General features: G+C 68.4%; 13 protein-coding genes. 7 read left to right on the plus strand and 6 right to left on the minus strand.

Annotated features, from left to right (window positions below):
• Positions 1-25: 25 nt before the first annotated feature.
• A complete protein-coding gene (gene ag85B / locus A9X00_RS15050; protein WP_067154634.1) occupies positions 26-1015 on the minus strand; it encodes a diacylglycerol acyltransferase/mycolyltransferase Ag85B in 990 nt (329 codons plus the stop codon).
• Positions 1016-1722: 707 nt separating this feature from the next.
• Between ag85B and A9X00_RS15055 the strand changes: the two genes are divergently transcribed.
• Entirely contained in the window at positions 1723-2850 is a 1128-nt protein-coding gene (locus tag A9X00_RS15055) for a hypothetical protein (protein ID WP_067154637.1), read from the plus strand.
• Positions 2851-2864: 14 nt separating this feature from the next.
• Here the strand turns inward: A9X00_RS15055 and A9X00_RS15060 are convergent, their stop codons facing one another.
• From A9X00_RS15060 to A9X00_RS15070, 3 genes are read right to left on the minus strand one after another with little or no spacing between them, the layout of a single operon-like run.
• Positions 2865-3404, minus strand: a complete 540-nt coding sequence (locus tag A9X00_RS15060; protein ID WP_082975276.1) for a YceI family protein — start codon at positions 3402-3404, stop codon at positions 2865-2867.
• Positions 3405-3426: 22 nt separating this feature from the next.
• Positions 3427-4440 carry an alcohol dehydrogenase catalytic domain-containing protein gene (locus A9X00_RS15065; RefSeq protein ID WP_067154644.1) on the minus strand — a complete coding sequence of 338 codons (1014 nt, stop codon included), beginning with the start codon at positions 4438-4440 and terminating at the stop codon, positions 3427-3429.
• A gap of 10 nt (positions 4441-4450) precedes the next feature.
• Entirely contained in the window at positions 4451-5728 is a 1278-nt protein-coding gene (locus A9X00_RS15070) for a cytochrome P450 (protein WP_232006826.1), read from the minus strand.
• Between the two features lie 187 nt (positions 5729-5915).
• Between A9X00_RS15070 and A9X00_RS15075 the strand changes: the two genes are divergently transcribed.
• From A9X00_RS15075 to A9X00_RS15090, 4 genes are all read left to right on the plus strand, one after another.
• Positions 5916-6512 carry a dihydrofolate reductase family protein gene (locus tag A9X00_RS15075; RefSeq protein ID WP_067154650.1) on the plus strand — a complete coding sequence of 199 codons (597 nt, stop codon included), beginning with the start codon at positions 5916-5918 and terminating at the stop codon, positions 6510-6512.
• 49 nt (positions 6513-6561) lie between these two features.
• A complete protein-coding gene (locus A9X00_RS15080; protein ID WP_067154653.1) occupies positions 6562-6960 on the plus strand; it encodes a hypothetical protein in 399 nt (132 codons plus the stop codon).
• Positions 6961-6972: 12 nt separating this feature from the next.
• The gene (locus A9X00_RS15085; protein ID WP_067154656.1) at positions 6973-7263 is read left to right on the plus strand and encodes a hypothetical protein; all 291 of its coding nucleotides are present in this window, start codon (positions 6973-6975) and stop codon (positions 7261-7263) included.
• Between the two features lie 155 nt (positions 7264-7418).
• The gene (locus A9X00_RS15090) at positions 7419-7652 is read left to right on the plus strand and encodes a hypothetical protein (protein ID WP_067154659.1); all 234 of its coding nucleotides are present in this window, start codon (positions 7419-7421) and stop codon (positions 7650-7652) included.
• Positions 7653-7658: 6 nt separating this feature from the next.
• On the opposite strand, the gene A9X00_RS15095 is transcribed toward A9X00_RS15090, so the two are convergent.
• Positions 7659-8789 (minus strand): nitronate monooxygenase, encoded by a 1131-nt coding sequence (locus tag A9X00_RS15095; protein ID WP_067154662.1) that lies wholly within the window; start codon positions 8787-8789, stop codon positions 7659-7661.
• Positions 8790-8924: 135 nt separating this feature from the next.
• Entirely contained in the window at positions 8925-9371 is a 447-nt protein-coding gene (locus A9X00_RS15100) for a hypothetical protein (RefSeq protein ID WP_067154665.1), read from the minus strand.
• 167 nt (positions 9372-9538) lie between these two features.
• Between A9X00_RS15100 and A9X00_RS15105 the strand changes: the two genes are divergently transcribed.
• Together A9X00_RS15105 and A9X00_RS15110 are read left to right on the plus strand one after the other, a co-directional pair.
• Entirely contained in the window at positions 9539-11233 is a 1695-nt protein-coding gene (locus A9X00_RS15105; RefSeq protein WP_067154668.1) for a PE family protein, read from the plus strand.
• Between the two features lie 83 nt (positions 11234-11316).
• On the plus strand, positions 11317-11753 hold a 437-nt coding region (locus A9X00_RS15110; protein WP_156772102.1), incomplete at its 3' end, for a DUF222 domain-containing protein.

The following is an 11753-nucleotide window of genomic DNA, read 5'->3' on the forward strand; positions in this document are numbered from 1 at the left end:
GCGGAACCTCTGGCGGGTCAGGAGCTTAGCCGCCGCCTCCGGGGGTGGCGCCCAAGCTGCTCTGCAGGTCACCCTTCATGGCGTTGAGCTGCGCTCCCCAGTACTCCCAGCTGTGCGTGCCGTAGGCGGGGAAGTTGAACACGGCGTTGTGGCCGCCCGCAGCGTTGTAGGCGTCCTGGAACTTCTTGTTGACGCCGATCATGAAGTTGCTCTCCAGGAACGTCGCCGGCAAGTTGGCGCCGCCCAGCTCGTTCGGGGTCCCGTTACCGCAGTAGACCCAGAGCCGGGTGTTGTGCTCGACGAGCAGGTTGACGTTGACCAACGGGTCGTTGCGCTGCCACGCGGGGTCGTTGTCCGGCCCCCACATGTCTTCCTTCTTGTAGCCACCGGCGTCGCCCATCGCCAGGCCAATCCAGCCCTGCCCGGTGGACGGGCTGAGGTAGCCGGACAGCGAACCGGCGTAGATGAACTGACCCGGGTGGTAGTTCGCCAGATTCATCGCCGACGCACCCGCCATCGAGATGCCGACCGCGGCGCTGCCGTTCGGCTTGACGCTCCGCTGCGACGACAGGTAGCCGGGCAGCTCGCTGGTCAGGAACGTCTCCCACTTGTAGGTCGAGCAGCCGGCCTTCCCACACGCCGGGCGGTACCAGTCGGTGTAGAAGCTGGACTGCCCACCGACCGGCATGACGACCGACAGACCCGACTTGTAGTACCACTCGAATGCGGGCGTGTTGATGTCCCAGCCGTTGTAGTCGTCCTGGGCCCGCAGGCCGTCGAGCAGGTACACCGCGGGCGAGCCGCTTCCGCCGCTTTGGAACTGGACCTTGATGTCGCGGCCCATCGACGCGGACGGAACCTGCAGGTACTCGACGGGCAGACCCGGGCGCGAGAACGCTCCCGCAGTCGCCGACCCCCCTACAAGACCGATCAGGCCTGGGAGGGTGACAGCCGCCGCCGCACCGACCAAAAGCCGGCGCCCCCAGGCCCGGATCTTCTCGCTCACGTCTGTCATACCTGCCCCTTATCCGTACGTGTGATCGCGATCTCAAGGCAGGAATTTACCGGGTGATTAGTCCAAATGTCGATCGGGACGCGTTGGTGTCTCAGTTTCATATCGGTTTTGGGCCGAATTTCGCAATGTGGATATGGCGATCGCCACGACCCGACCGTGGAAGCCCGGCGACCGCCGGTTCGCGGCCGTCGCGCGGGAAACACCGAGGCAGCGGGCCCTGATGAGCGCGGCGGGCCGGGGCAGCGGGCGGCATCCGACTTAAGGGAACACCGCACTTGCGATCGGAAATGGCAACGTCGATTTCCATCGGGACCGCGCGACATACTCCGGGGGCGCCCGGAGTGTCGGGGTTGGTCGCCCACGCGTTCGATTGCGGGCGGTGAATGCTCGACGCCCGGGGCGCCGTAAATTTTTCGAGGCCGTAAAACGGCGGTCCCGTTGAAATCCCCCGGTGCTCGCCACCTGCCGTTTTCCCGGCCGGCTCGGGCGCGATCGTCGGCTTCGACGCGTTCGCGTGCGGGTTTGACGGGGATTCGGAACCGGGGCGAGCCGAACTTGCGCGGACCGCGTAGGCTCTCACGGAGCAAGCCGATGGAGACCACGCAATCCCGGTCCGTTCCGGCCCTCATGAACCGCCGCGCCAGCATTTTTCGGTGCGTGAGTGCGGCCGAGGGCGTAGGAGGTCTGGGACCGATTGAGGTGCAGACTTGGATACGGTACTGGGGCTATCGCTGACGCCGACCACCCTCGGGTGGGTCCTGGCCGAAGGACACGGCGCAGACGGCACGATCCTGGACCATCGCGAGTTGAGCCTGCGCGCCGGCCGTGGCGCCCGCGCCCTGGATGCCGCGGAGCAAGTGGCGGACGAGGTATTGCGGGTGGATGCGCGCGCGTCGGCCGGCGAACGACGGGTGCGTGTCATCGGGCTGACCTGGAACGACGACGCGTCCGCGCAGGCGGCGCTGCTGTTGGAGGCCTTGACCGACGCCGGCTTCGACAACGTGGTGCCCATCCGGTTGCTCGAGGCGGTCGAGACCCTGGCTCTCGCGATCGCCCCCGTCATCGGGTACGAGCAGACCGCCGTCTGCATCCTCGACCACGAGTGGGCCACGGTCGTGATGGTCGACACCCATGGAGGCCAGACCCAGACGGCCGTGAAGCACGTGCGCGGCGGCTTCGACGGCCTGACCTCCTGGCTGAGCGGGATGTTCGAACGACCGACCGGCTGGCGGCCCGGCGGGGTGGTGGTCGTCGGTGGCGGCAGCGACGTCGACGGATTCTCGTGGCAGCTCGAAAAGACCTTGCCCGTACCGGTTTTCGCGCAGACGATGGCGCAGGTGACGGTCGCGCGCGGCGCGGCGCTGGCCGCGGCCCGAAGCACCGAGTTCACCGACGATCAACTGGTGGCGCACGTCAGCGAGCCGGCCGCCGCGCCCCAGGCACGGCCCCGCAAGCTGTCCTACGCAGGCGCCGTGACCGCGTTGGCCGCGGGAGCGATCACCTTCGTCTCGTCGCTGTCGCTTGCCCTGGGCATCCAGCTCGCCCCGGCCAGCGAGTCGGCGCCCGGCAAGCGGGTCGTGCACGCGCCGCCGCCGCAGATCGCCGAGGCCGTCGCGCCCGCTCCCGCTCCGCCTCCGGTGGCGGCGTCGCCCGCCCCGCAGTCGAAGGTGCCCGCCGGCGAACCGGTCCAGGAGTCGGGAGCCGGAGGGGAGCAGCAAGGTGCTCCAGGCGAGCAGCAGCCGGACTCGAACGACCGTCAGCCCTACCTGACCCGGGTGCTCGAGCACATCCCCGGTGACGCCGGTGATGCGGCGCCGCACACGCCGACGCCCTAGCGCGCCGCCGGGGCTCAGCCGTCCTTGGCGTGATCGGCGCTGAAGGACACCGTCACCTCGTCGTCGACGCGCACCGAGCCCATCAGCAGCGAGTACGGCTTGACGCCGTAATCGGTTTGGCGAACCCGCGATTCGACGGTCATCCGCCAGTGGTGACCGAGATCATCTGTGCTCAAATCGATTACGTGCTTTCGGGACTGCCCGTGGATGTGCAGCTTTCCGGTAAGGCGGTACCCGCCCCCGCTCTTCTCGATTGTGTCCGCGATAAATCGAATCTCGGGATAGCGGTTGGCGCCCAACGACTTCAGCGCGTTCGATTTCACCAGCGCCTTCTCCGGCCCGGACAACGCCTTGACCCCGCCCTCGCCGCGCAGCACCTCGAACGAGTCGACGTCGACGGTCAGCTCGGCGGTGACCGGTTCGCCGGAGGCCCAGGCCACCGTGGCCTCCCAGCGCGTCATCGCGATGGTGAGCCGGTGGCCCATCCGCGCCGCCCTGCCCGCGACGCCGGTGCGCACCAGCAGCTCCCCGTCGGATGCGGTCAGGGTCCACAGGTCGGTCACGCCGCGACCGTCGTCACATCGTCAGAACGGTGCGGTAGTGAGCTCGTCCCTGCTCCAAAACCGCGTAGCCCTCGGCGGCCTGCGCCAGCGGTAGCTCCTCGATCCATGCCCGAACGCCCGACACAACCGCGAAATGCATTGTGTCTTCAACGTCTTTCGCGGTGCCGGAGGGATGCCCGACGATGCTGACCCCCGGCGTGATGAGCTGAATGGGACTGATCGGCAACGGTTCGGGCGTGACGCCGATGGTGACAAGCTCGCCTTGTGGCGATATCCCGCCGACGGTTGCGGCCATCGCCGGCGAGTTGCCCGCGGTCGCCAGGACGACCGCCGCCCCGCCCAGCGCCTTCAGCGCCTCTGCGGGATCGGCGGCGGTGGAGTCGATGTAGTGGTGGGCACCCAACTTGCGGGCGTCCTCCTCTTTGCCGGCGCCTCGGGCGATCGCAATGGTCTCGAAACCCATCGCCCGGGCGAATTGCACCCCGAGGTGACCGAGCCCGCCGACGCCGAGGACGGCGACCCGGTCGCCGGGCAGCGCCTTCGTATGACGCAACGCGTTGTAGGTGGTGACGCCGGCGCAGCCCATCGGCGCGGCTTCCGCGTCGGACAGCCCCGCCGGTATCCGGGCGAGCGCATTGCCCGGGACGGTGACCGACTCCGCATAGCCGCCCGGATATTGGTAACTCGGGACCTTGCCGTTCTCGCAATGAATGAAGTGACCCTTCCGGCACTGGTCGCAGTGGTAGCAGCACCCGCCGAACCACCCGACCGCGACGCGATCGCCGACCGCGAAACCCTCGACACCGGCACCGAGTTCGGCGATCGTTCCGGCGATTTCGTGCCCGGGGGTCAACGGCCACGTCATGCCCGGGAAGTTGCCGGCAACGAAGTGTGCGTCGGTGCCGCAGATCCCGCACGCGTTGACGGTCAGCCGCGCCTCACCGGGGCCCGGTGGCTTGGTTTCGACATCGACCAGTTCCAGCGGTGCGCCCGCGGACTTTACGTGAACAGCTCGGTGGGTGGCCATGCGGTTAACGCTAGTGCGCGGCAGGGGATTTCGCCCCGTTTGTGTGGTAGTCGACCTGCCAGTGCTTGATCCCGTTGAGCCAGCCCGACCGCAGCCGTTCGGGCTTGCCGATCGATTCCAGGTTCGGGATGCCGTCGGCGATCGCGTTGAACATCAGGTCGATGGTCATGCGCGCCAGGTTGGCCCCGATGCAGTAATGCGCGCCGGTGCCGCCGAATCCCACGTGGGGGTTCGGATCACGCAGGATGTTGAAGGTGAAGGGGTCGTCGAACACGTCCTCGTCGAAATTGGCCGACCGGTAGACCATCACCACCCGCTGGCCCTTCTTGATCTGCACGCCGGACAGTTCGTAGTCCTCCAACGCGGTGCGCTGAAACGACGTCACCGGGGTGGCCCACCGGACGATCTCGTCGGCCGCGGTGCCGGGGCGCTCCTTCTTGAACAGCTCCCATTGGTCGGGGAAATCGGTGAAGGCCATCATGCCCTGGGTGATGGAGTTGCGGGTCGTCTCGTTGCCGGCCACAGCCAACAGGATCACGAAGAAGCCGAACTCGTCGTCGGAGAGTTTGTGACCGTCGATGTCGGCCTGGACCAGCTTGGTGACGAGGTCGTCTCCAGGGTTCTTCGCCCGGTCGGCGGCCATCTGCATGCCGTACGTGATGAGTTCGACAGAAGCGGTGATGGCGTCGTTGTTGGCGAACTCGGGGTCCTGGTCGCCGACCATCTCGTTGGACCAGTGGAAGAGCTTTTTGCGTTCCTCCTGCGGCACACCCATCAACCCGGCGATCGCCTGCAACGGGAGCTCGCACGACACCTGCTCGACGAAGTCACCGCGACCCTCGGCGGCGGCTTCCTCGACGATGCGCCGGGCACGGTCGGCGAGGTCGTCGCGCAGGCGCTCGATGGCGCGCGGCGTGAAGGCCCGCGAGATGATTTTGCGCAGCCGGGTGTGTTGCGGCGCATCCATGTTGAGCAGGACGAACTTGCCGCGCTCGACCTGCTCGCCGACCGTGCCGTCCTTGTAGCGCGGCAGGGCGGTCTTCTGCAGGCTGGAGAAGACGTCGCTGCGCAGCGAGATTTCCTTGACGTCCTTGTGCTTGGACACCACCCAGAACCCGCCGTCGTCGAACCCGCCGGCCCCGATCGGCTGCTCGTTCCACCAGATCGGTGCGGTTCGGCGCAGCTCGGCCAGCTCCTCCACCGGCAGCCGCTCGGCGTGAATGTCCGGGTCGGTGAAATCGAATCCGGGCGGCAGATTCGGCTCGGTGGTTGTCTTCGATGCTGACAAGGTCCGCTCCTTCATACGAAGTCGTCTAGTCGTCTTCTTTGTGCCAAATAAACCACTGCTACACCACGGTTGGGAAGGATTGCGGCAAGATCGCCGGGCCGAATTGCAACGTGTTCACCGCCGATGAGTTTCGCGGGCACCGCCGGTCTGTACCGGTAGCAGAGGCCGACCGACCGAGAGGGAGCACATGCGCATCGTTGCCAGCCATTTCATGAGCCTGGACGGAGTCGTCCAAGCGCCGGGCGGCCAGGGCGAGGACAGCGACGGGGGATTCGCACACGGCGGCTGGTCGATGCCGTACTTCGAACCGGAGACCATGGGTCCGGCCGTCTCCGAGCTGTTGGCCGAGACCGACGCGCTGTTGTTCGGCCGGCGCACCTGGCAGACGATGGCCGCCGCCTGGCCGAGCCGGGCGGGTGACCCGTTCGCAGACCGGATGAACGAGATCCCGAAGTACGTGGCGTCCCGGACCCTTACTCAAGGCGACCTCAACTGGCCGGGCTCGACCCTGCTGCCCGCCACGGACGCAACGGGCGCGATCGACGCGATCCGGGAACTGCGCGCCCGCGACGGCCGGGCGCTGCAGGTGATGGGCAGCGCGTCGCTGACTGCGCAGCTGATCGAGCACGACCTCGTCGACGAGTACCGGCTGATGCTCGAGCCGATCCTGCTCGGCGGCGGCAAGCGGGCGTTCCCGGACGACGGACGGGCGCGCGCTCTCGAGCTGGTGTCGGCGACGACGACGGGAACTGGGGTGCTGATCTGCACCTACCGGCGTGTTTGACCGGCGGATATGCTTTGGTCCTGGTCACCGGCGACAGGTGGGGTGGAACATGATTCGGGAACTGCTCAGCGCCGCTTCGATAGCGGGCATCACGATCGGCCTGGCGCCGTGCGCCGCCGCAGGTTACGACGGCGACGTGCCGAACATGAATTACGACGCCTCGCTGGGCGCGCCTTGCGACAACTACGAGCGCTTCATCTTCGGGCGGGGCCCCAGTGGCCAGGCGGAGGCGTGCCACTTCCCGCCGCCGAACCAGTTCCCCGCGGCCACCACCGGCTACTGGGTCATCTCCTATCCGCTGTACGGGGTGCAGCAGGCCGGCGCGAAGTGCCCGGGCCCGCAGGCAGCCGCACAGTCGGACCGCGGCCTGCCCATGCTCTGCCTCGGCGACAAAGGGTGGCAAGAGGGATGGTTCACCGGGGCAGGGTTCTTCCCACCATCGTCATGACCGGCTGATGCGATGAGCCAGGCTCGGCCCCCCGAAGCACCGGTCCCGCGCTGGCTGCGCTTCGTCCTCGCGTCGGATCGCGCGGGTTCCGCCTGGTACGTCGGGACCGGCTTCTTCTTCGCGCCGGTGCTCGCTGTGTTGTCGCCGTGGCCGGCGGTCACCGCGGTGCTTTGGGGGGTCATCGCGGTGGCCGGATTGTGGCTAGGCCTCCTGGGTATCGCGATGGCCATCGGGCTGGCACGGATATTGCGGTCCGGCGCCGAGATTCCCGAGGATTACTGGCGCACTCTGGTCAACTACTAGAGCCGATGGTGGCGACCCGCAGCGCCCGGCTACGCCGCGCTCGCGATCGCCACTAGAGCCGATGGTGGCGACCCGCAGCGCCCGGCTACGCCGCGCTCGCGACCGCGATCGCCACTAGGGTTGTACCAAAGACCCCGCGACTAAAGGAGATTCCGATGGGCTTCAATCCCAAGGACGCGGTCGACGCAGTCCGCGACATCGCCACCAATGCAGTCGAAAAGGCTTCCGACATCGTTGAACACGCCAGCGACATCATCCGGGGTGACCTCGCGGGCGGCGCCAGCGGCATCGTCCAGAACTCGATCGACATCGGCACCTATGCGGTGGACCGGACGAAAGAGGTCTTCACCGGCCCCGGCAGTGACGAGGTCGACGAAGTCGTCGAGTAGCCGCCGTCAGACGGCGGCCGCGGCGTTCAGCTCGTCCAGTCTGTTTGTCGACTCGAGGTACTCCTGCACCCACCGCTCGATGACGGTCGACGTCTTTTCCACCTTGTTGAACTGGCCGACCACCTGACCGACCGGGTTGAACGCGACGTCCACGGTCTCGTTCGGGTATTTGTTGGTGGCGCGCACGGCCATGCCGGAAACCATGTACTGCAACGGCATTCCGAGCGGCTTGGGGTTGTCCGGCTGCTCCCACGCCTCGGTCCAGTCGTTGCGCAGCATCCGGGCCGGCTTGCCGGTGAACGAACGGCTGCGCACGGTGTCGCGGCTGGAAGCCCTGGCGTACGCGGCCTGCTGAACCGGGGTGTTCGAGGCTTCCTCGACCATCAACCACTGCGAACCCGTCCACGCGCCCTGGGCTCCGAGGGCCAAGGCCGCGGCGATCTGCTGGCCGCTGCCGATCCCTCCCGCCGCGAGCACCGGCACCGGCGCGACCTCCTTAACGACCTGCGGCCACAACACGATTGAGCCCACCTCGCCGCAGTGGCCGCCGGCCTCGCCGCCCTGGGCGATGATGATGTCGACCCCGGCGTCGGCGTGCTTGCGGGCCTGCGACGGCGAGCCGCACAGCGCGGCCACCTTGCGGCCGGATTCGTGGATGTGCTTGATCATGTCGGCCGGGGGAGTGCCCAGCGCGTTGGCGATCATCGCCACCTTCGGGTGTTTCAGCGCCACTTCGACCTGCGGGGTGGCGGTCGCCTCGGTCCAGCCGAGCAGTTGCAGGGTGTCCTCGTCGGCGTGATCGACCGGCACGCCGTGATCGGCCAGGATCTTCTTGGCGAAGTCCAGGTGCTCCTGCGGCACCATCTTGCGCAGCGTGTCGGCCAGCTCCTCGGCCGACAGGTGCGAGTCCATGCCCTCGTACTTGTTCGGGATCACGATGTCGACGCCATAGGGATGGTCGCCGATGTTCTCGTCGATCCAGTTGAGTTCGATCTCCAGCTGCTCGGGCGTGAAGCCGACGGCGCCGAGCACGCCGAAACCACCGGCCTTGCTGACAGCCACCACGACATCGCGGCAGTGGGTAAAGGCGAAGATCGGGAACTCGATGCCGAGCTCGTCGCAAATCGCGGTGTGCATGCCTACTCCTGGAAGCTTGACCTGTTGTAAAGAGATGCGAAAGGAACTGAAACGTGTTCTAGTTTAGTACGGACGGCGTTGACGTGGCCAGCCGCCCCCGACCAGCGCGTTTGTACTACGACGTATCGCGGCGCGTCAGGTGGTCCACAAGACCAGGAACGCCAGCATGCCGCCGAAGCAGACCAGGTGGTCGCGGCAGACCGCTCGCGCCAGACGCGTTTGTTCGGCCGGACCGTCCGCCTGGTGCCCGAGCCGAACGGCGGCCGGGACCGTGCGCGTCAGCGCCAGCGCCATCGGGACACCGGCGAGCGCCGCCGAGGTCGCCAGCAGCCATCCGGGATCGTGCCCCCGGGCGGCCTGAAAGCCCAACGCCGCCAACAAGATCAGCATGACCAGGGCGATCAGCCGGCTCATCGGCCGCGACGTGGTGGTGGCGCGATGGTAGTAGCCCGCGATCGAAGCGAGCACCGGCTCCGGCAACTCGTCACCGCTTCGATTTTGCAGGACCTGGACATCGAAGATGAGGTCCATCCACAAAACGCCCAGCAGAAATCCGCTGCATGCCGTGAGTATGGGTGCCACGATATTTTTTAACCTCCGGTTCGCCCGGACGCCGCAAATGCGCGGTTGTTTCATTGTTGTCCGCTTGGGTGCGGCTGGGAAACAGCTTTGAATTGTTGCAACAACGTCTAACTGGCGGCACGAAACCTCTAACATCCGCTCAGGGCGGATGATCTGGAGGTTGGCAAATGTCGTTTGTGGTTGCAGTTCCGGACGCGGTGGCGACGGCGGCGGAGAATTTGGCGGGCATCGGCTCAACGCTGGGTACCGCTAATGCGGCCGCGGCGGCCAACACCACCGGCCTCCTGACCGCCGCGAGCGATGAGGTGTCGACCGCGATCGCCGCTTTATTCTCCACCCACGCCGCCCAGTACCAGGCGCTCAGCGCTCAGGCCGCGCTGTTTCACAGCCAATTCATCGAGCTCCTGCAGGGCGCCGGCGGCGCCTACGCGGCAACCGAGGCGGCCAGCGCGAACCCACTGCAGACCATTGCGCAAGACGCGCTCGGGGCAATCAACACCCCCACCCAGCTGCTGTTGGGTCGCCCGCTTATCGGCAACGGCACCAACGGCGCGGCCGGCACCGGGGCGCCCGGCGGGCCAGGCGGGTTGTTGTGGGGTAACGGCGGCAACGGTGGCTCGGGTAGTGCGACCGGGCAGGCTGGCGGCGCCGGCGGCCCCGCGGGCCTCATCGGCACCGGTGGGGCCGGCGGGACCGGTTCTCCCGGCTTCGCGGGCGGCGCCGGCGGCACCGGCGGGTGGCTGTGGGGCAACGGTGGCGCCGGCGGGATGGGCGGGACCGCAACCTTGGGCAACATCGGCGGTGACGGCGGTGCCGGCGGCAGGGCGTTCCTGATCGGGTCCGGCGGCGCCGGCGGGACCGGCGGGGGCGGCGGCCCCATCGCCGGCAGCTTCGGCGGGGCCGGCGGCGCCGGCGGTGAGTCCGGCTTCCTCTCGGGCATCGGCGGAGCGGGCGGGGCTGGCGGCGCCGCCACCGCCGCCGGGGGTACCGGCGGGGCCGGCGGGGCTGGCGGTAACGGAACCGGCCTCTTCACCGGCTTCGGTGGGGCCGGAGGCGCCGGCGGAGACGCCGTGTCCGCCGGGTTCGGCGGCGCAGGCGGCGCCGGCGGCCAGGGCTTCGCCCGCAGCCCTGTCGGGATCGACTTGACCCTCGGCGGCGCCGGCGGGCACGGCGGCGCCGGTGCAATTACCGGTGGCGCGGGCGGCGCCGGCGGCAACAGCGGCTCCAGTGGCTTCTTCGGAATCGACTTGGCCCAGGGGGGTGCCGGCGGCCTGGGCGGCGCCGGTGCCGCTGCCGGCGGCACAGGCGGCGCGGGCGGCGCCGGCGGAGCCGCCGCGGCCCCCGACTTCATCGGCTTTGGCGCCACCATCGGCGGCAACGGTGGGGCCGGCGGTGCCGTCACCGGCCCCGGGTTCGCTGGGGCCGGCGGCGCCGGCGGTACGGCAGCCACGGTGTTCGGCATTGCGGGCGGCGGTGCCGGCGGCGTCGGCGGCGCTGCGCCCCTTGGCACCGGTGGCACCGGCGGGGCCGGCGGCCTGGCCGCCGCGCTGGGCGGCGCCATCGGCGGTAACGGCGGGCAAGGCGGCGCCGCCCCTGTCGGCAACGGCTTCAACAACGGCGGCGACGGCGGCGCCGCCCTCGGGTTCTTCGGTCAAGGTGGCACCGGCGGCAACGCCGGTACCGGCGCCGGCCCCGCCAACGGCGGCAATGGCGGCAGCGCCGTGCTGACGATGAACGGCTCCACCACCCAGTCGATATTCGGTTTCGGCGGCAACGGCGGCAACGGAAGCGCCACCGGGCAAGGCGGCACCGGTGGCCTGGGCGGGTTCTTCGGCGCCCCTGGCACGAACGGCACGCCATAGCGGCTGAAACCACTTGTGTCACTTTGGTTTCAGGGGTTTCACGCCCGCTTTTCTTGTCGGAGGGCTGGCGTAGTCTTTCGAACATGAGTTCGAGCAGTCGTGAGGAGATCGTCGAGGGTTTCGACGCGTTCAACGGCGCCCTGAAGCGGCTGTGCGATTTGTCCTTTGATGTGTTGACCGCCCCGGAACGACTGGCCGCCCTCGAACAGCTGGAACGCGCGGCGCGTCGGCTGCGCGCCCCGCAGCACGCGTTGATCAATCAACTCGATGCGCAGGCCACGCCGGCAGAGTTGGGCGGCAACCTGTGTTGCGCGCTGGCGGATCGGTTGCGGATCACCAAGGCCGAGGCCGGGCGGCGCATCGCCGAGGCCGAGGATCTGGGTGAGCGTCGGGCGCTGACCGGAGAACCGCTGGCCCCGCAACTCGCCGCGACGGCCGCGGCGCAACGTGAAGGACTGATCGGCGATGGGCATGTGCGGGTGATCCGCAGCTTTTTCGCCCACCTACCCACCGAGGTCGA

Origin of the sequence: Mycobacterium sp. 1245805.9 (genome assembly GCF_001672915.1) — a bacterium.
Lineage (GTDB): Bacteria > Actinomycetota > Actinomycetes > Mycobacteriales > Mycobacteriaceae > Mycobacterium.

Excerpts from the sequence above, each read along its gene's own strand:
- A9X00_RS15080 (WP_067154653.1), top strand. The coding sequence starts at position 6,562 with ATGATTCGGGAACTGCTCAGCGCCGCTTCGATAGCGGGCATCACGATC.
- A9X00_RS15090 (WP_067154659.1), top strand. The coding sequence starts at position 7,419 with ATGGGCTTCAATCCCAAGGACGCGGTCGACGCAGTCCGCGACATCGCC.
- A9X00_RS15105 (WP_067154668.1), top strand. The coding sequence starts at position 9,539 with ATGTCGTTTGTGGTTGCAGTTCCGGACGCGGTGGCGACGGCGGCGGAG.
- A9X00_RS15075 (WP_067154650.1), top strand. The coding sequence starts at position 5,916 with ATGCGCATCGTTGCCAGCCATTTCATGAGCCTGGACGGAGTCGTCCAA.
- A9X00_RS15085 (WP_067154656.1), top strand. The coding sequence starts at position 6,973 with ATGAGCCAGGCTCGGCCCCCCGAAGCACCGGTCCCGCGCTGGCTGCGC.
- A9X00_RS15095 (WP_067154662.1), bottom strand. The coding sequence starts at position 8,789 with ATGCACACCGCGATTTGCGACGAGCTCGGCATCGAGTTCCCGATCTTC.
- A9X00_RS15065 (WP_067154644.1), bottom strand. The coding sequence starts at position 4,440 with ATGGCCACCCACCGAGCTGTTCACGTAAAGTCCGCGGGCGCACCGCTG.
- ag85B (WP_067154634.1), bottom strand. The coding sequence starts at position 1,015 with ATGACAGACGTGAGCGAGAAGATCCGGGCCTGGGGGCGCCGGCTTTTG.